This window comes from Legionella brunensis (genome assembly GCF_001467025.1).
In the GTDB taxonomy this organism is placed as follows: domain Bacteria; phylum Pseudomonadota; class Gammaproteobacteria; order Legionellales; family Legionellaceae; genus Tatlockia; species Tatlockia brunensis.
The window spans coordinates 194,750-214,229 of the sequence record NZ_LNXV01000033.1 but is presented as its reverse complement, the minus strand read 5'-3'; the positions used below and the strand labels follow the sequence as shown (position 1 = coordinate 214,229).

Sequence of the window (19,480 nt, the reverse complement as noted above, 5' to 3'; positions counted from 1 at the left end):
ATAAGAGGTTAACTCAATTTTGCCTTTATCAGCACACTAACTTTAGTCATGTCGGCTCGGCCTTGAAGTTGGGGCTTAAGTAGAGCCATTACCTTACCCATATCACTCATCTTTTCAGCATTGACTTCTGCAATTGCTTTCGCGACAAGAGCTTCAACTTCAGCCTCTGATAGAGGTTCTGGTAAATAATGACCGATAAGATCTAATTCAAACTGTTCCTGAGCAACTAAATCATCACGACCAGCGGTTTTAAATTGGGTAATGGATTCTTTTCGCTGTTTAGCGAGCTTATCAAGTATAACAAGCATACGCTCTTCATCGACAACAATACGTTCATCCACTTCAACTTGTTTGACTGCAGCAGTAATGAGACGAAGCGTGTCCAGTTTCATTTTGTCTCTGGCACGCATCGCGTCTTTAATATCATTGCTGATACGGTCTTTAATAGTCATGATTACTTGCGTCTATGTTTGGCGTTACGACGAGCAGACATAGAAACATCACGAGAAACCTTCTTAAGGTGACGTTTTACAGCGGCAGCTTGCTTACGCTTACGCTCTGCAGTAGGTTTTTCGTAAAATTCGCGACGACGTAATTCAGTTAAAATTCCTGCTTTTTCACAAGAACGCTTGAAGCGACGTAATGCATATTCAGGATTTTCGCCTTCTTTCACACGAACTGTAGGCATTAACTTATTTCCTCTGAGTAATTTAATATAATAGGCTGGCAATTCTAGTGCCAGTTAAAGCAATCGTCAAGTTTTATTGTAATACAGAAATTGTAATTCAGTTTATATTTAGAGCTGGATTGCTTATTAAATAATGTAGCCATTCTTGGTATTCAAGGCGGTCTTTTCGTATAATGACAGATTATTTTTTAATCATTATGACAGAGGTGTAGATGCGGGTACTTGGGATTGAATCATCTTGTGATGAAACGGGTGTAGCGATTTATGACTCCGAGAGGGGATTAATGGCTCATGCCCTGCATTCACAGTTGACTACGCATCAACGTTATGGGGGGGTGGTGCCTGAGTTGGCTTCCCGTGATCATGTCAAATATATTGTGCCTTTGGTCGATCAGGCTTTTAAACAGGCAGGAATCGCTAAAACAGAGATTGATGCCATTGCTTATACGGCAGGTCCAGGTTTAATCGGGGCTTTACTAACTGGAGCGTGTTTTGCCAAAAGCTTGGCTTTAGGACTGAATATCCCGGCGTTGGCCATTCATCATTTAGAAGCTCATTTACTGGCGGCAAAACTTGATTCACCGACACTTGAGTTTCCATTTTTAGCTCTCCTGGTTTCAGGAGGACATACTCAATTAATAGAGGCGCAGGCTTTAGGAGAGTACCGTATTATTGGTGAAACATTAGATGATGCGGTGGGTGAGGCATTCGACAAAACAGCAAAGCTAATGGGACTACCTTATCCCGGAGGAGCAATTTTAGCGGGGCTTGCAGATAAGACGCCAGACATAAAGAATGAGTTGGCACCATTTCCGCGTCCGATGACGGATAGACCTGGTTTGGATTTTAGCTTCAGCGGTTTGAAAACTCATGCACTTACGGCTTGGAATAACAGTGATAAAGATGAAAAGGCTAAAGTAGTAATTGCCAGAGCGTTTCAAGATGCAGTCGTAGAAACTTTAGTCATTAAATGTAGGCGAGCAGTTAAACAAACGGCGAGTCATCGTTTGGTTGTGGCCGGTGGTGTCGGTGCTAATCGCGCATTGAGGATGGCGTTAACAACTTTGATGCAAGAGCAGGGTGGTGAAATCTATTTTCCGCGTACGGAATATTGCACGGATAATGGTGCTATGGTTGCTTATGCGGGATGTTTGCGATTATTACGTGGAGAGGAAGACACCAATCATGCTATTGATGTCAAAGCGCGGTGGCCTTTGGCATAAAATTCTGTTGCCTATCCTAAGCTCAGGATAAGCAACACTTACAAGATCTCAGCTTAAATCTTAAGAGGGTTTTTTCGCAGTTTTACTTGAGCTTTTTTTCGAAGTTTTGTCTGCACTGGTTTTCGATGCCTTGTCTGTGGTTTTTTTAGGCACTTTTGGGGTTGTTGTTTTTCCTGCTGTTGGCTTTTTACGGACTTTCTTAACTTCTGCCTTCGCTGTTGAAGCAGGTTCTGCAGGTAAAGAAGGAGGGGGGGCAGTGGTGATTTGGGCTTGTTCAAGCTCTTGTTCTTTTTCCTCTTCAAGTAAGGTGGCGCTGATCTCTTCTCTTAGTGAAGAGCGACTAAATTGAATCTTGGGTTCTTGGCGATCAATTAAGCGAGTAATATTGTCTCGGTGTTTATAAAGAATAAACAGAGCAATGAAGAATAAGGGCGGAAACATAAGAAGGCCATTGGGAATAAACAGGGCATACCAGGGTGCCATAACCATCGAGACAATTGAGGCAAGGGAGGAATAGCGCAAAAAGTTAGCCACCAATAGCCAGGTCGCTATCACAAGAACTCCAAGCATGAAATGAAGGCCTAAAAATGCCCCCATAGCTGTGGCAACCCCTTTCCCACCACGAAACCCAAAAAAAATCGGATACATATGACCCATAACTGCAGCCAAGCAAGTAAAGCTAAGTGTAATGGGGCCTGCACCTAAAAGTTGTGCTAATAAAACTGGCAAAAGACCTTTCAGGACGTCCGCTAGTAAAACAATGGCGGCATATTTTTTACCTGCTAGCCTTAATACATTGGTTGCTCCTGGGTTTTGCGAGCCAGTGATGCGTGGATCAGGCAGAGAAAAAATGCGAGAAACGATAACAGCTGAACAAACGGAGCCAGCTAAATAACCAACCACGACAACAAAAAGCGACAACAGGCCTGATAACATTACGCCTCCTAGCAAAAATAAAACCTCATTATTAATGAAAGCGGCAAAGTTGTGAAGAGAGGGGTGAGGTTTCCTTAATTTAGTTTTGGTGTATCTCTAGTTTAAAAAAGATTGCTTCCATTGTTATGAGCCTGCTTGCCAGAGCTAGTCTGGCAGGAAAAAACCTTGTAAGTCATTAGTGTAGCGACGGCCTAAAGCAGTAATTTGCCAAAAGGTTTCATGCATTTGGATTAATTTTTTTAGTGCGGCATTTTCAAGCAAAGGTTTTAACATTGTCAAAGGGAGCCCTGTTCTTTCAGGAAAGAGTTCATAAGGGATCGCTTGTTGTAGACGTGTGGTATTGAGCATAAATTCAAAAAGTAAAGAATTAGGTTCCACTAATTCTTTACCAGCAAGAAAAGATTTGTCAGGATTCAAATAATCTGTTGGTTGACGGTGTTTTCGTGTGCGGTAAACCTGGTTTTCTGCGGTAGTGATTTTCCCATGTGCACCAGCGCCAATGCCATAATAATCTCCAAAAAGCCAATAGTTGATATTATGACGAGCTGTTTTGTCAGAGTGGCAGAAAGCAGAAATTTCATAACGCTTAAAATAATAGGTAGCTAACAACGCTAACCCTTGCTCTTCTAATTCGTAAGCTTCATCTTCGCTTGGTAAGATGGGTTGCTGTTTATAAAATACAGTATTAGGTTCAATGGTTAATTGATACCAGGAAAGATGCTCAGGTTGATGCGCCAAAGCGGCGTTTAAATCCTGCAAACCTTGCTCAAGGGATTGTCCCGGTAAACCATGCATGAGATCGATATTAATGTTGTCAAATCCTGCAAGACGAGCGGATTTAATGGCTTGATGAGCTTGCTTTTCATCATGAATGCGGCCAAGACGCTTTAAATGTTCAGGATTAAAACTTTGTATTCCTAAAGAGAGCCTGTTAATACCTAAGCGGCGATAGTCATTAAAGCGTTGTTGCTCAACTGTGCCTGGATTTGCTTCAAGCGTGATTTCTATTCCTTTAGCGAAAGGCACTAAGGTGTTTAATTGATTGAATAGGGATTCATAAGCCTTTGCTGAGAATAAGCTAGGGGTTCCCCCGCCAATAAAGACGCTACTAATTTCGCGTGCAGGAAAAAATTCTAAATCTGCTTTAAAATCATTTATTAAAGCCTTGATATAGCTTTCTTCAGGCAAGTTGTCTGGGCTTTTATGTGAATTAAAATCACAATACGGGCATTTGCGGATACACCAGGGAATATGAATATATAAAGAGGTCGGTAACATTGTGCTAACATTGGACTGGCTTGTTTAAGTTTGCAATAGTATCATGACAATAATTTTTACAAAACATGAGTGCTCGCCTTTGGGCAAAGACTGTGGTCTACTTAAGTTTTTATAAAGGTAAAATAAGGATGCGTGAAAAACCGGTTTGTTCGAAAAGGTTAGTGATTGCTAAATCCAATCTCTTTACGATTGAGCAAATGCATCTTCATTTTGCCAATGGTGCTCAGCGGGTTTACGAACGGATTCGTAGTCATGGTCATGGTGCTGTTCTCATTGCAGCAATTACTGCAGATGACTCCTTGCTGCTAGTGCGGGAATATGCTGCAGGGACTGACTCTTATGAGTTGGCTTTTCCTAAGGGGATTGTCAATCAAGGAGAAACAGCGCTTGAAGCAGCGAACCGTGAGTTACGCGAAGAAGCAGGTTTTGCTGCCAAAAAACTACATTCGCTGAGAAGGATGACGCTGGCCCCTGGTTATTTTGGTGCAGTTCTTGATTTAGTTGCAGCATATGACTTATATCCCTCTCCCTTACCTGGTGATGAGCCAGAGCCACTTGAAGTGATTGAGTGGCCATTAGAGGCAACGGAAGAATTATTGCTGCGACCGGATTTTTCTGAGGCGCGAAGTATTGCCGCGCTTTTCTTAGTCAAACAATGGTGGAAAAAGGAAAAGAATAAATGAATAAACGAGTGCGAGTAGCAGTAACTGGTGCCGCTGGGCAAATTGGTTATGCCTTATTATTTAGAATTGCTTCTGGACAAATGTTTGGACCCCATACGGATGTCGAATTGCAATTGCTTGAGTTAGAGCCTGCGTTACCAGCGCTTGAAGGTGTCGCAATGGAGTTAGAGGATTGTGCGTTTCCTTTGCTAAAACGTATCGTTTGTACTGCTGATCTTAAGCAGGCGATGGATGGTGTCAACTGGGCTTTATTAGTGGGTTCTGTTCCTCGTAAGCAAGGGATGGAGCGCTCTGATTTATTACAAATTAATGGCGGTATTTTTACTAAACAAGGTCAAGCCATCAATGATTATGCAGCTGAAGATATACGTGTATTCGTAGTAGGTAACCCTTGTAATACCAACTGCCTCATTGCTATGAATCATGCAAAAGATATCCCTAATGATAGATTTTATGCCATGACGACACTGGATGAGTTACGTGCTCGGACACAACTCGCACAAAAAGCCGGTGTGGATATCACTGAAGTTAGCCAAATGACCATTTGGGGAAATCATTCTTCTACACAGTATCCGGATTTTTATAATGCTAAAATTAATGGTTTATCAGCAGCCTCAGTGATTAAGGATGAAACTTGGTTAAAAGAGACTTTTGTGACAACGGTACAACAACGAGGTGCGGCAATCATCAAAGCACGCGGCGCTTCGTCGGCTGCTTCAGCTGCTAATGCTGTTGTGCAGGGTGTTAATCATTTGATTACAGATACTCCCGCGAATGAGTCTTTTTCAATGTGCCTAAGTTCACAAGAAGAATATGGGGTAGACGAAGGGTTAATTTTCTCTTTCCCTTGTCGCCGTGCTCATGGCGAAATTCAGGTGGTCGAAGGGTTACAACTTAATGATTATGGCCAGGCTAAGTTTAATGCTACCTTGGATGAGTTACGTCAAGAGCGTGATACAGTGAAAGCTTTAGGTTTGCTTGATTAACAGAAATACCTCCTACCTAAGCCCAACAAAGGCATTTTTCCAAAGTTGGGCTTTAATTTTATATCTCTAAAACAGTAATTGAACTGCTGTCCTAACATAAAGCATTACAAAAAATTGTTTTTAATACTACCTTAATGTTCTGCTGTTATTCTTTTGTGCAATAAATGGCACAGGAAAAATACTATGTGGTATATAACGGCAATGTTGCCTTTACTTGCAAAAGTAAAAGAGGAAGATAGACTGCCTGCAAAAACTTTTTTAGAAGAACTATTCAAAGAAATTGAACAAACAAGGAAGGTGGCTATTCATGAAGAATTATTGGAGGATAGTATTCCCCCTTCTCTTACATTGGGAATGATTGAAAAATCTTACCTACTCTTTCAAGACAAAAATGAGAGTAGTGTCAGTTTAGCTGAATTTGCAGTTAAGATATTCACTTTGGGCCGTATTTATACCAAGGCTAGTACTGATTCGGCAGTTTGGACTGCAGATTTTCTTGATTCTTATCAATCATTGGAAAAATATTTAGGGACAGAAACGCAAGACAAAGTCAAAGCACTTACTCAAGAGCTCAAGACAGGGAAAAGAGATTATAAGAAGAGTAAATACTTTACCCTCTCGCATGAACAAAAAGCTACGGTTATCCTTTTAAACAATCATGAGCAACAGGTATTTAAAGAGTTAGAGCATAATATAGCAATTGATTTAATTAAATTAACAAAGATTTTGAGTCAAGATGAGCCTGCAGTAATAAAAGCCTTTTGTAAGGAGAGTCTACCTGTAAGCACGGATGAAGATACGGAATTTAACAATTTGGTTGCTTTTCTCGATGCATCAGAAAGCTTGCGAAAAATAAAAGATTTTGCTGGAACATTGCTGAATAAGTCAAGGAAACAAAAGTTGCTTAAGCTAGTTGAAGATTTGCAGTTAAAAAGGGAAGAAATTAAGACAGAGGCTGATCTGGCTGTGTTTAGTAAAAAGGTAAAAGAATTTCGGTTAGAGTTTAAAGCGATAGAAAAATTTATCCAGCAAGATCTTTATTGGTATCGAATGAGGGACTTTTACGATAAGGTGCATCCATCATTGGTCCTAAACCCTCTTTTGGAAAGGATATCAGTTAGTCTGAAAAATTTTGATAGCCATCCTGTTACAAAAGGCTTCATTGAGCTGGAGAAAATTGCCGAGGAATTATCAATCGCTGATGTGAATAGGCAAAGTCTTCCTGAATGGATTGATGACCTGAAGGGCAAATGGGAAGACGCTTGCTACAAAGAGTTACAAGCTGGTACAGCTACAAGCAGCGCAGGAAAAGAAATATTTCAGCAAAATTTTCTAAAAGAATTCGAGACTTTTTTGCTCGACAAATGTTCAACTACCTTAAGGGACAGCATTGTTAAAGCTTTTTCGAACGCTGAATTGTCTTCATTGATTCCCAAAAAAGTAGTTGAGTTTTACGATTCTTTATCGAAGATTGAACAAATAAAAGGCTTTGGTAAGCGCCTGTCGGACAGAGGATATTTTCAAGGCCCAGATTTTTCTAACTTAGCAGATAAATTACAAGCGCAATTAAATACTTTAGCCTCTAGTTTAGAGAAAAATGAATTTGAACAACAAATACAGCAAGATCTAGAGCTAGCATTGTTCGTGAGTGATTCTATAAAACTATTTCGCGTATTCGAAGGGACCTTTAAAGACGAACCTTTATTCGCACCTGTGGTAAGTAAAGCTTCTAAGATAATATTTGATTTCGACAACCACTCCGTCACTCAAGGGCTTACAGATTTCAAAGAGTTCGCGGGCGATCTTTGGGTTGGTCAGGTTGCTAAGGGTAGGGTAGGTTATAATTTGGCAAGTGCGTTACAGAAGCAATGGGAGGGTATTTTTATTGAGGCGCAAAAGCCAAATTGCGATGCGAACAGAATTCGCTCCATGAAGCGGCAAATGTCTACATTACTGCATTCGCAAGATCATATTTTGCATGAACACCGTGCAATTTGGAAACCAATTCTAGTCAATATTGCTATTGCGCTTAGTGTGTTTGGTGCTTTTGCCATCGCAGGGAGAACGCTTAAATCCTGCTATAAAGGTGACCTTTCTTTTAACTCATGCTTTTTCTTTGCAAAAACCGCATCGCAGCAGCATATTGAAGCGTTGGAAGAAAAACTAAACGCCCCAGCAGCTTAATTCTCATTAGTCACCTTTTCTCCCCTCAATGAAAGGGTGACTATCAACTTTTAACTATTGATGACAATGCCGAAAGGGACAAAAATTTCTTGTCCATTAATTTTTACCTGAGCAAATATTTTAACGAATCCTGCTTTTCCAGGTTCAATGTGAAATTGCAGTTCAGGACCACCGCGAGCTCCTGCTGTATTAGGCTCTTGCCCCATAGGATGCATATGTACAACGGTTTTTAGATCATCATTAAAGCCGACAATATGAGCAAAGGCGCCCATAACAGGCTCGAGAGTATGTATAGGGTTTCCTTGTGCATCCGTAACAATAATTTTACCCATAGCAGGTTTACCAACCTCAAGCTTGGTTTTGTCAAAAGTCAGCTTAAATTGAAAACCATTGACCGTACTTTCATAAAATGGTTTAGAAGTAATTTTCAGGGTAGTGTAAAAATTTTTAGATGGTGACAAATCAGCAATAATGTATTCTTGTGTATTGCTTTTAAGGGGAACTATGTCGGCCCATACTCGATAAATGGCATTTTTGCGTTTCGGTTGCCATTCGAATTGATAAACTCCCGGCTCAAGAGTGGCTTTGGGGTGGGCATGGCTATAGTCAGAAAGACTATCGTCAATCACCAATAAATGAATTTTTTGTGTATGCACTTCTTTAAGCTCATTTAAGTGAATTGGCTTATTACTGGTGCTGTCTGTTAGTTTAAAAAAAACCAATTTTTTGTCATGTTTATCCACAATTTTTTCGATAGTTAAATGAATTGCTGGTGATTTTGCCATCACAGCATTAAGGGGCGGATGTTTCATCTGATGGTGGGATTGCATATCTGCGATTGAGGGATGATAAATTAAGCTCATCAATAGAAAAAGGCTGCTGATTTTTTTCACAAATGCTGTCTCCGATTAATAAATTAATGGTTTTACGTTAACTCCCAGAGTAAGCGAGAAAACGAATAATCTGCTTAGGATTGATTACACCTCTGGGTTCGTCGTTGTTCAAGAAAATTATAAACAGTAGGTACAACAATCATATTCAAACACGTTGAAGTGAAAAGCCCTCCTAATAATACTTGCGCTAGTGGGCGTTCTAATTCTTTGCCAACGGGTGACCCCCACAATAAAGGGATTAAGCCTAAAGCTGCAGTAGCAGCTGTCATTAATACGGGAATTAACCTATCCAAGGTGCCTTGCATTATCACTTCTTGTAAAGGTTTACCTTGGGCATGTAATTGGTTGTAACGAGCAACGAGAATGATACCGTTGCGAGCAGCAATACCAAAAAGGGTGATAAAGCCAATCATGGCTGCAATACTCATTTCACCACTGGCAATAAAGAGTGATAGAACACCGCCAATTAAGGCTAAAGGAAGATTAAAAAGTACTAAAAAAGCCTCTCTTAAAGTGCCGAATGCTTTATATAAAAGTAAGAGCATTGCAAGAATTGCCAAGCCCCCTAAAAGCATAATGGTGCGTGCTGCCTGCTGCTGGTTTTCAAACTGTCCCCCATATTGAATAAAATAACCTGAGGGAAGTTTTACTTTTTCTTTAACTAATTGCTTAACTTCGCGAATCACATAGCCTAAATCACTTTCTTGTACATTAAAGGCAACAACCACCATGCGTTGCACATTTTCGCGGTTAATTAAAAAAGGTTGCTCTTGCTCCGAAATTTCGGCAACCGCACGCAAAGGAATTTTTTCAGTCCCTTGGGAGTTAATTCCATGAGCATCAATTAACATGTCCTGAACGGCTTTAACACTATGTCGTCCAGACTCAGCTAGTCGCAGATAAAGGTCGAAACTACGTTGACCCTCAAGAACACTCGAAACTCGCACACCATTAAGTAAAATCTGGATGTCTTCAGAAATTTGGCCAATATTAATTCCGTAGTAGGCTGCTTTTTCCCGATCAATTTTAATGACTAATTGGGGTACATTGATTTGTTGTTCTTTGTTAATGTCAACAATTCCAGAGATCTCTTTTAGTAGTTTGGCAATCGAGTCACCTAATTGATTAAGTATTGTCAAATTATCACCAAAGATTTTTATGGCGACCTGAGCGCGAACACCAGAAAGCACCTCATCCATACGATGGGCAATGAATTGGCCGACATTAAAAACTGCTCCAGGAATTGATGCTAAATCTTGACGGATACGCCTTAATAGTTCTGCCGGTGGCATGGTTTTGTCCTTATCAAAATCAAGATAGAGATCAAATTCACTGACATTGGGAGGCAGAGCATCTTCATCTAGCTCACTACGACCTGCACGTTGCGAAATGGAAATAACCTGAGGATATTTTAATAAACGTTTACGTACTTGTGTTCCTAAGCGCATTGACTCTTCAACAGAGGTGCCGGGCAAGGTGGTCATGGCAATAATAAAATTTCCCTCATGGAATTCCGGTAAAAAGGCTGTGCCAAAAAATGGGAGGAGACTTAAGGTAAAAATCAATGCAGCAACCGCAGAACTGACAATTATCCAGAAATGATTAATTGACCACTGGAGAATGCGTTGAAAATGAGATTTAAGCCAAAGCACGAAGGGAGTTTCTTTTTCTTCCGTACTAGGCAGTTGTTTTTTTTCAAAATTTAAGCGCTCTTTATTGGTGAATTCGTGTAATTTTATATTAGCATCATTTAGTTTCTCGTTCTTATTGACCAAAAGTAAGTAGCAAAGAGCTGGGACTGCCGTAATGGAGACAACGAGCGAGCCTAAAACAGAAGCGATATAAGCAATTGCTAATGGGCTGAAGATTTTTTCTGAGACACCTGAGAGGAAAAAAATAGGTATGAATACCAAACTTACAATAATTGTTGCATAGATAACAGAGTTTCTAATTTCAAGCACAGCATCAAAAATGAGGGTTAGACTTGATATAGGCTTGGAAGATAAGCGATTTAAGCGTAAACGCCGCACGACGTTTTCTACGGTAATTATGCCGTCATCGACGACTTCTCCAATGGAGATGGCAATGCCCCCCAGAGTCATTGCATTAATGCCAAAACCAAAGAGATGCAGAACCAAAATGCCAAACATGAAAGAGATTGGCATGGAAAGAAAGGTAATGAATGAAGCTCGTACGTTCATTAAAAAAACAAATAATACCGCGATAACAATTAATGCACCCTCTAGAAGAGCAATGCTTAGATTTTTAATTGCGGCCTCAATAAAATTCGCTTGTCGAAAAACATCGGTTGTTAACTGCACTCCAGGTGGCAGAGATGCTTTGATTTCAGCTAAAGCTGCTTCTACTTTATGGGTGGTTGTTAACGTATCTGCGCCATAGGATTTGGAAATAGTGCCAATGACAGCATTTTTTGCGCCGTAAGCACCATCACCACGTTTGATTTCGCCACCGAAAGTCACGGTTGCCACATTACCAATGGTTACTGGAATACCTTGGCGAGTGGTGATAATGGTTTTACGGATATCCTCTAATGTTTTTATGCGACCGATAGTACCAACAATTAACTCTCGGCCTGATTTTTGTAGAAAAGCTCCAGGCACATTGCGATTTGAATTTTCTAAAGCTTGCCGCACTTCCTCAACACTAAGGCGATAAGCCAGCATGCGCGATGAATCCAAAAGTACTTGGTATTGCTTGACTTCGCCTCCTAAGGAAACAATAGAAGCCACCCCACCTAACGCTAATATTCGCGGGCGAATTACCCAATCGGAAATAGTTCTTAATTCTTCTGGGGAGAGCGTGTCGCTAACCAAGGCATATTTCAACATCCATCCTACCGCTGAAATAACAGGCAACATGACAGGAGCTGCGCTATTGGCTGGTAATTTGCCAGCAATTTGTTGTATGCGCTCATTGATTAACTGTCGGTCACGATAGATATCTGTACTGTCATCAAAAATTACAGTGATTGTCGATAATCCTGCTGAAGTTCGCGAGCGTACATCAGTGACCCCAGGAGTGCCATTAATAACACTCTCTAGTGGATAAGTAATTAAGGCTTCGACATCTTGGGGAGCCATCCCTGGTGCTTCAGTTTGAATCACTACTTGAGGAGGGGCAAATTCAGGAAATACATCCACTGGCATTTTTTGTAAGGTATAACCTCCTAAAATGCATAATGCCAAGGTAAGGGCCAAAACCAAGGCGCGATTTGCAAGTGACCATGCGATAAGACGATTAAACATCTATTGATGATCCTCTGTTGTGGGCAGTTGTCCGCCTGTTAGCCAAAGTGTATAAAGTTGTCGGTTTCCCTGAATGACCACCTCATCACCGGCAGCAAGCCCCTCAATAATTTCTGTATTAATTTCATCACTGATGCCAGTTTTGATAATGACACGCTGAAATTGTTTGCCTTCCCGGCGAAAGACAAATTTTTCATCATTGGCTTCTAGAATGGCTGCATTGGGAATAGTCAACGCATCTTCATTTTCTTGCAAAATAAGATTAGCGCGTGTAAACATTCCTGGCTTGAGTAAATCTTGTGAGTTATCAAGAATAATTTGAACATTGACGGTTCTTGTAATGGAATCAAGATTCGGTTCTATCAAGATGACTTTCCCAAGAAAGGTTTGTTTAGGATAACTTAAGACATGAAGATATGCTTTTTGCCCTATCTTCACCTTGCCTAAATCTTCTTCATATACCTTGGCAACTGCGATAAGACGGCGACGATTACTAATATGGAACAATACCGTATTCGGTTCAACGGCTTGTCCCAGGGTGACATTACGGGCGTCAATAATACCGGACATAGGGGAGTTAATAACAACACTCGGAGGTGGGTCGCCTATTAATCGCGATTGCACCTTTACTAAAGGTTGTCCAATTTTTATATGATCACCTAGATTGGCGTATAAGGCAGAAACGTTACCACTAATCCTTACGCTGACATCCGCTTGTTCATTAGGTAAGAGTTGAATTTCGCCATTTAAACCCAGTATTTGTGAAAGAGGTTGTTGGCTTACCTTGGCAAGTTTTAAGTCAATGATTTCTTCTTGTTCTTTCGTTAAGACTACAGGACCGTGTGGCTCTTCAGAAATTTCTATTTTTTCACCATGAGCAAAAATTGCAATGCTATAGCAAGCAGTAATTAAAAAAGTTAACCTGCCTAAAGCGTGTTGCGTTGATTTAACAAACTTCATGATGAATGGATGCATTTAAAGTCCTTCTTTCTGAGAAAGGGGGGCATAGGGTAAGACGATTATTGCCTAGCGCTGTGCATAGTTGTGTTACTGCTTGTAGGTATTTTTCAAGAGTATTGAGCTTGGCCGTTTGCAATTCATTTTGCTGCCGTTGAATTTGCAAAACCTCGAACAAAGAGATTTGTCCGTTTTTGTAAGCTTCTCTTGCCAGCTCCACGTTACGATTTATAAGCTTAAAGGTTTCTCCGGCTTGCGATTGGCGTAAAGCAGTTTGTAACGCTTGTACTTGTCCATAATTGCTGGCTATTTCCGTTTTTATTGCTAACTTAAGGGCTTTAATCTTCATAAGATTTTGCGTTCCTGCAAACGTAGTTTCCTGGATACGACCCTGATTGGCATTAAATAATGGGAGGGGAATAGCAATATTGATATTAAGTGCGCGATCAGGTTTTTGTGCTGCAGCCCCATCAACAAAGATTTTATCTTGCTGCACTCCTAAACCGACGGTCCAATCTGCCCATCGTTCAGCACGGGCAAGTTGTTGATCAGCTTGGGCACGATTAAAATTTAACCAGGCTATCTGCATCTCCGGCCGATGTTGTAAGGCATTGGCTTGCAGTTGGGTTAGGTTGGGAAGAGGGATTAGGTTCGGCAAGGTTCTATCAAGTAATAATGGGGTTTGCTTACTGCGACCTAACAGTTGATTTAATTGTGAAACTTGGTTAATCCGTAAACTTCCTAATACTTGTTTCTCCTGCAATAGACGTTGATACTCTAACTTGGCTGTGTTGGCATCCAGTTCAGAAACCTCGGCAGCAAGAAAACGTTTCTGGCTAACCTGCATTAATTGCTGATTGATATTCAGTAGACCGTTTAATTGTTTTAAACGTTCATCGGTAATGAGAATCGCATAAAAGCTATTTGCAACTTGTCCTCTAAGTTGTCGCTTGGCATTCCTTATTTCTGCCATGGCAATAGCAATGTCAACTCGTGCAACATTTTTTCGCTTCGCTAATCGTCCAGAAATGGGAAATGCTTGAGTAAATCCCACGCTGCGAGAATATTCTCCCTCATTCGTAAAAAAATGGTCGTCTGAATTGGCAATTTGTAGACTTGGATTTGGCCACAAACCAGCTTGCTTTATACGTGCTGTTGCCAGAAAAACATTGTATTGGGCGGCTTTTAAGTCCTTATTATTTTGAATCGCAATTTTAGCCAATTGATTAAGATTCAATGTGTTAGTGGCAAAGCTTCCTAAAGGGAGTATGAGTCCGCCCATCAAAAAACAAGTGGCCATTTTGAAACCCAACACGCCTATTCTCATAATTGAACCCATCGTAAGCGTAAAGCATTCACGATAACTGAGACAGAACTTAGTGACATCGCGGCAGCTGCTATCATAGGGTTTAATAGTAAACCCACAAAAGGATATAAAATTCCGGCAGCAACAGGGATGCCTAACACATTGTAAATAAAAGCAAAAAATAGATTTTGGCGAATATTACGCATGGTAGATTCAGAAAGGCGCCGAGCTTTAACGATGCCATGTAAATCGCCGTGGAGCAAGGTAACCCCAGCACTTTCTATCGCAACGTCTGTCCCAGTACCCATTGCAATACCTACATCGGCTTTGGCAAGGGCTGGGGCATCATTTACCCCGTCACCAGCCATGGCAACGAGTTTGTTTTTATTTTGTAATTCACTCACAATACGACTTTTATCTGCCGGCAAAACCTCAGCAACCACATTTTTAATTCCCAGTTTTGCTGCAACGGCTTCTGCTGTTTTTTTGTTATCACCCGTTAGCATTACAATCTCAAGGCCTTCCTCTTGCAAGGCTTTAAGAGCAGCCGGAGTGGTTGCTTTAATTGGATCTTCAATAACTAAAATAGCTGCAATCTCATGTTCAATTGCCATGTACATAACGGAAGCTCCCTCTGCTCGCAATTCATCCGCTTTAGTTTGTAAAGATGAAATGTCAGCTTGCTCTTCCTTCATTAACAAGGCATTACCGATGGCAATAGATTGGTTATTGATTACGCCACGCACTCCCTTACCGGAGGGGGCATCAAAATTTGAAGTGACTGACAGGGTTAACCCCTTTTCTTTGGCAGCTAAAACAATAGCTCGGGCTAGAGGATGTTCACTATTGTTTTCTAAAGATGCGGCGAGAGCCATAATCTCTTCTTCAGGGTGCTTTGTGGTGATAATTTGCGTTAACTTTGGATGCCCTTCTGTGAGAGTCCCTGTTTTATCCACTACCAAAGTATTTACTTTCTCCAGACGTTCCAAAGCTTCTGCATTTTTAATCAAGACTCCACTGCCTGCTCCTTTGCCAATGCCTACCATAATGGACATAGGGGTGGCTAATCCTAAAGCACAAGGACAAGCAATAATAAGAACGGAAACGGCGGCAATTAGACCATAACTAATGGCAGGCTGTGGACCAAGGATTAACCAGAGAACACAGGCAAGAAGCGCAATTAAAATGACAATAGGGACGAACCAGGCAGCAACGGAATCTGCTAAACGCTGAATAGGCGCACGGCTACGTTGTGCCTCACTAACCATTTGTACAATACGTTGTAACATGGTGTCGCCGCCTACGTGGGTGGCTTTCATAATAAAGCTGCCCGTTTGATTAATGGTGCCGCCAATAACTTGTGAACCGACTTCTTTACTGGCAGGGATGGGTTCACCTGTAATCATTGATTCATCAATATTGCTATAGCCCTCAATAATTTCACCATCGATAGGAATTTTTTCGCCAGGTCGAACACGTAGCCTGTCGTCTACAGCAATCTCATTAAGGCTAATTTCACTCTCATTGTTATGTTCATCAAGTCGATGAGCAGTATCCGGAGCTAGTTTTAATAAAGCACGGATAGCGCCGCCAGTTTTTTCACGCGCTTTAAGTTCTAGGACTTGGCCTAATAATACCAATGTGGTTATGACTGCTGCTGCTTCAAAATAAACAGCGACAAGGCCATATTCATTATGAAAACTGGCTGGAAAGAGTTGTGGAAATAAGGTTGCTATAACGCTATAACCCCAGGCTACCCCTGTTCCCATGGCAATAAGAGTAAACATATTTAAATGCCCTGTTTTCAGTGATTGCCAGCCACGAAGGAAAAAAGGCCATCCACACCATAAAACCACGGGTGTTGCCAAGATAAATTGTATCCACAAAGAAAGCTTGGCCGGCAAACTAGTAAAGAGATGATTTTCACTCATGGCAAGCACGAAAACAGGTAACGATAAAACTAGTCCTACCCAGAAACGGCGATGCATGTCGGCATATTCAGGGTTGGTTTCTTCTTCTAAGGAGATTGATTCAGGCTCTAAAGCCATGCCACAAATAGGGCAATTACCGGGTTTATCTTGACGAATTTCAGAATGCATCGGGCATGTATAAATTGCTTTTCCAAGATCTCTCGTGGCCGATTTTTTCACTGGCGATACATGATGTGAACTATGACAAGAGTGCTTTTGCTCCGTATCTTTGTCATGATGTTGATGATGTTCGTGATTCATAACTCACCTATTCATACTTTTGTAGTAAATTCATAATTTCGCGAATTCGTTCAGTTTTCTGTTCGCTACCTGAGATACACGCCTCTGCGAGACAATGGCCTATGTGCGTTTCTAATACACTAAGCTCAACGGTTTTAAGGGCATTACGAGAGGCTCTTAATTGCGTCATAATATCAACGCAGTAACGCTTTTCTTCGATCATTCGTTTAATCCCCTCAAGCTGCCCAATGATGCGGTTGATACGGGGTAACTCTTTTTCATGTGTTGGATTCTTTGACATGCGTTTTCTCCAAGATACCCTATAGGGTATATACCACATGGGGGTATCTTGTCAAATTTAATGGTAGATATTCTCCAGGACAAAATCCCAACTTTATGAAATAATTAAGATATGGAGGTTTAGAGCGACTGATACTAGGCAACTGAAACTGTCAACTGATTTTGTACAAGGAAGCAATAATTATGATTTTAAAAACCTATGATATTAGTAAAGTTGATTATTTGATTACCCCAGAAGAAGCTTTTCAAATCACATTAGATTCCCCTGCATTGGATATTTTTACCGATTTCCAAAAAACAGCGCCTTTGGTTATTGAAGATTCGCTGGATGTGGCAACAGCAGAAGACTTAATGAAGAAAACTCATGTGAAGTTGAAACTTGTTCTAAGAGAAGATGAATTTGTTGGTACGCTGGCCTATGCCGACTTAATTGGTGAAAAGATAATGGCGCTTTCGCATCATACTCCCAGGGATCAGATCTTGGTTAGCGAAGTGATGACCCCAAGAAGTCAATTAAAAGCAATTGCTTTTAATGATTTAAAGCGCGCCAAAATTAGGGATGTAGTTGAAACATTAAAGAATGAAGGTAAGCAGCATTTCTTAGTGAGGGATGAAGAAGCAACTCATTATATTCGCGGTATTCTTTCAGCAAGTGATATTGCACGCCGCTTACGTGTTCCAATTGATATTAATCGCGTTTCCACGTTTATGGATATCTATAAAGCGCTTAATCATGATAGGTATTAGGGTCTGTTTACAATTCTACTATCTTGGTCGAAAAGGCCTTGATTTTCTATGCTTCGTTGCTCACATACTTCATGTATGTTGCGCTACGATGCTCGAGAATCAAGGCTTTCGACTCAAGCTAGCGAATTGTAAATAAACTCTAGTTGAAAGTTTTATTAATGTTTAAAGTGGCGATAGCCAGTAAACACCATTGAAATTCCAGCGGCATTTGCTGCTGCAATAACTTGTTTATCGCGAATAGAACCACCTGGTTGAATGATAGCACTAACTCCAGCACTTGCAGCCATTTCAATTGTATCGGCAAAAGGAATAAACGCATCGGATGCTAAAACTGCTTTTTCAGTAGAGTAATCAGCCTCTTGAGCTTGCCATAAAGCAATGCGAGTACTCATCACTCGGCTCGTTTGGCCTGCACCTATGCCAATAGTGGCAGCATTTTTTGCAAGAACAATGGCATTCGATTTAACGTGTTTAGCAGCTATCCATGCAAACATTAAATCTTGCATTTGTTGTTCAGAAGGTTTTTTCTCAGTAGCAACGGTGAGAGTATTGCTATCAAATAAACAATCATCATGCTCTTGTACTAATAATCCACCATGAATACTACGCATATCTAATTTCGATTCATGATTGGCTTGCCACTCTCCTGCGATTAAGATTCTGATTGCTGGTTTGGTGGCAAAAATAGTTTTTGCGGCGTTAGTAATGGCTGGGGCAATAATGACTTCAGCAAATTGCTTCTCAAGAATAACTTGTGCTGTTTCCTCTTCAATGGGGCGATTAAATGCTAAGATCCCACCATAACTGGACACAGGATCTGTCTGATAAGCGCGTAAATAAGCATTGGCAGTTGTATCACTAATAGCGATTCCACAAGGGTTCCCGTGTTTCACAATCACACAAGTTACTGCATCCATTGGAAATGAACGAACACAATCAAAAGCTGCATCAGCATCAAGTAAGTTATTGTAGGAAAGCTGCTTACCTTGAATGCACTCTGCAGTGGCTAATGAACCTTGTGGTGGGTTTTTATCACGGTAAAAAATAGCTTGTTGATGAGGATTTTCCCCATAACGCAATTCATATTGTGTTTTAAATTGGCAAGTTAAAACGGAAGGAAAACCTGCTGGCTCCTTCATTTCATTTAAGGTACCTAAATAGTTGGCAATGGCTGCATCATAGGCTGCAGTATGTGCAAAAGCTTTCTTGGCTAGTAAAAATCCCCAGTCTTTAGGAATTTTATTAAGCTCTAGATAAGTCTCTAACGTATCATAATCATCAGGTGTGACGACGGCAAAAACATGGGCGTGATTTTTAGCTGCTGAGCGAATCATGGCTGGTCCACCAATGTCGATATTTTCGATGGCTTTTTGAAAATCGCAATCATGATTACTAATGGTTTGTTCAAATGGATATAAATTGACAATCAATAAATCAAAACGCTCAATTTGATGTTCATGCAAGGTAATTTCATCTTTACTGCCGCGAGCTAGTAAGCCAGCATGAATAGCAGGATGCAATGTTTTGACACGTCCATCCAGCATTTCCGGATACATCGTGCAAGAACTAACATCCGTAACCGGTAAGTTATGCTCATGAAGAAGAGCTGCTGTATTGCCTGTCGCGACTAGTTCAATGCTGCGTTCATGGAGTGCTTTTGCTAGTTTTACGATGCCGCGTTTATCAGAAACACTTAACAAAGCTCTTTTAGGGAAAAATGGGATAAGATCCTGCTTAGTCATAGTTGTAAACTCTACATTAAATGAAATTATAGGGCCTGTTTACAATTCTACTATTTTGGCCAAAAAGCTAGCGAATTGTAA

Annotated in this window: 16 protein-coding genes; 5 read left to right on the top strand and 11 right to left on the bottom strand. The window is 40.8% G+C overall.

The genetic code is table 11. The features are described 5' to 3' along the window. Positions 1 to 8: 8 nt before the first annotated feature. Together Lbru_RS12260 and rpsU are read right to left on the bottom strand one after the other, a co-directional pair. Positions 9 to 452, bottom strand: coding sequence for a GatB/YqeY domain-containing protein (locus Lbru_RS12260; RefSeq protein ID WP_058442420.1), 444 nt, complete (start codon positions 450 to 452; stop codon positions 9 to 11). 2 nt (positions 453 to 454) lie between these two features. Continuing rightward, positions 455 to 688, bottom strand: coding sequence for a 30S ribosomal protein S21 (rpsU, locus tag Lbru_RS12255; RefSeq protein WP_058442419.1), 234 nt, complete (start codon positions 686 to 688; stop codon positions 455 to 457). A gap of 212 nt (positions 689 to 900) precedes the next feature. Between rpsU and tsaD the strand changes: the two genes are divergently transcribed. After that, the gene (gene tsaD, locus Lbru_RS12250; RefSeq protein ID WP_058442418.1) at positions 901 to 1,911 is read left to right on the top strand and encodes a tRNA (adenosine(37)-N6)-threonylcarbamoyltransferase complex transferase subunit TsaD; all 1,011 of its coding nucleotides are present in this window, start codon (positions 901 to 903) and stop codon (positions 1,909 to 1,911) included. 60 nt (positions 1,912 to 1,971) lie between these two features. Here tsaD and plsY read toward each other — a convergent pair whose 3' ends face one another. Both plsY and hemW read right to left on the bottom strand, forming a co-directional pair. Beyond that, on the bottom strand, positions 1,972 to 2,847 hold the full coding sequence (gene plsY / locus Lbru_RS12245; RefSeq protein ID WP_131793557.1) for a glycerol-3-phosphate 1-O-acyltransferase PlsY: 876 nt from the start codon (positions 2,845 to 2,847) through the stop codon (positions 1,972 to 1,974). Positions 2,848 to 2,991: 144 nt separating this feature from the next. Further along, entirely contained in the window at positions 2,992 to 4,125 is a 1,134-nt protein-coding gene (gene hemW, locus Lbru_RS12240; RefSeq protein WP_058442417.1) for a radical SAM family heme chaperone HemW, read from the bottom strand. 128 nt (positions 4,126 to 4,253) lie between these two features. Here hemW and nudE point away from each other — a divergent pair, with 128 nt between their 5' ends. The 3 genes from nudE to Lbru_RS12225 all read left to right on the top strand — a co-directional run bounded on the left by nudE (position 4,254) and on the right by Lbru_RS12225 (position 7,978). Then, positions 4,254 to 4,808 (top strand): ADP compounds hydrolase NudE, encoded by a 555-nt coding sequence (gene nudE, locus Lbru_RS12235; RefSeq protein ID WP_058442416.1) that lies wholly within the window; start codon positions 4,254 to 4,256, stop codon positions 4,806 to 4,808. Then, positions 4,805 to 5,794: a malate dehydrogenase gene (locus Lbru_RS12230; protein ID WP_058442415.1), complete on the top strand. Its 990-nt coding sequence runs from the start codon at positions 4,805 to 4,807 to the stop codon at positions 5,792 to 5,794. Before nudE ends, Lbru_RS12230 begins: the two co-directional genes overlap by 4 nt. A gap of 183 nt (positions 5,795 to 5,977) precedes the next feature. After that, complete coding sequence (locus Lbru_RS12225) at positions 5,978 to 7,978, top strand: hypothetical protein (RefSeq protein ID WP_058442414.1); 2,001 nt, start codon at positions 5,978 to 5,980, stop codon at positions 7,976 to 7,978. Positions 7,979 to 8,028: 50 nt separating this feature from the next. Here Lbru_RS12225 and Lbru_RS12220 read toward each other — a convergent pair whose 3' ends face one another. From Lbru_RS12220 to Lbru_RS12195, 6 genes are all read right to left on the bottom strand, one after another. Further along, on the bottom strand, positions 8,029 to 8,871 hold the full coding sequence (locus Lbru_RS12220) for a hypothetical protein (protein WP_058442413.1): 843 nt from the start codon (positions 8,869 to 8,871) through the stop codon (positions 8,029 to 8,031). Positions 8,872 to 8,945: 74 nt separating this feature from the next. Continuing rightward, positions 8,946 to 12,137: an efflux RND transporter permease subunit gene (locus tag Lbru_RS12215; RefSeq protein WP_058442412.1), complete on the bottom strand. Its 3,192-nt coding sequence runs from the start codon at positions 12,135 to 12,137 to the stop codon at positions 8,946 to 8,948. Then, positions 12,138 to 13,112, bottom strand: coding sequence for an efflux RND transporter periplasmic adaptor subunit (locus tag Lbru_RS12210; protein ID WP_238583882.1), 975 nt, complete (start codon positions 13,110 to 13,112; stop codon positions 12,138 to 12,140). Beyond that, on the bottom strand, positions 13,084 to 14,421 hold the full coding sequence (locus Lbru_RS12205; protein WP_238583881.1) for a TolC family protein: 1,338 nt from the start codon (positions 14,419 to 14,421) through the stop codon (positions 13,084 to 13,086). The genes Lbru_RS12210 and Lbru_RS12205 overlap by 29 nt, the downstream gene beginning before the upstream one ends. Beyond that, on the bottom strand, positions 14,418 to 16,631 hold the full coding sequence (locus Lbru_RS12200) for a copper-transporting P-type ATPase (RefSeq protein ID WP_058442411.1): 2,214 nt from the start codon (positions 16,629 to 16,631) through the stop codon (positions 14,418 to 14,420). Before Lbru_RS12200 ends, Lbru_RS12205 begins: the two co-directional genes overlap by 4 nt. A 7-nt stretch (positions 16,632 to 16,638) precedes the next feature. Beyond that, positions 16,639 to 16,911 (bottom strand): metal-sensitive transcriptional regulator, encoded by a 273-nt coding sequence (locus tag Lbru_RS12195; RefSeq protein ID WP_058442410.1) that lies wholly within the window; start codon positions 16,909 to 16,911, stop codon positions 16,639 to 16,641. A gap of 182 nt (positions 16,912 to 17,093) precedes the next feature. Here Lbru_RS12195 and Lbru_RS12190 point away from each other — a divergent pair, with 182 nt between their 5' ends. Then, on the top strand, positions 17,094 to 17,657 hold the full coding sequence (locus tag Lbru_RS12190) for a CBS domain-containing protein (protein ID WP_058442409.1): 564 nt from the start codon (positions 17,094 to 17,096) through the stop codon (positions 17,655 to 17,657). Between the two features lie 155 nt (positions 17,658 to 17,812). On the opposite strand, the gene purH is transcribed toward Lbru_RS12190, so the two are convergent. Then, positions 17,813 to 19,399: a bifunctional phosphoribosylaminoimidazolecarboxamide formyltransferase/IMP cyclohydrolase gene (purH, locus tag Lbru_RS12185; RefSeq protein ID WP_058442408.1), complete on the bottom strand. Its 1,587-nt coding sequence runs from the start codon at positions 19,397 to 19,399 to the stop codon at positions 17,813 to 17,815. Positions 19,400 to 19,480: the final 81 nt, after the last annotated feature.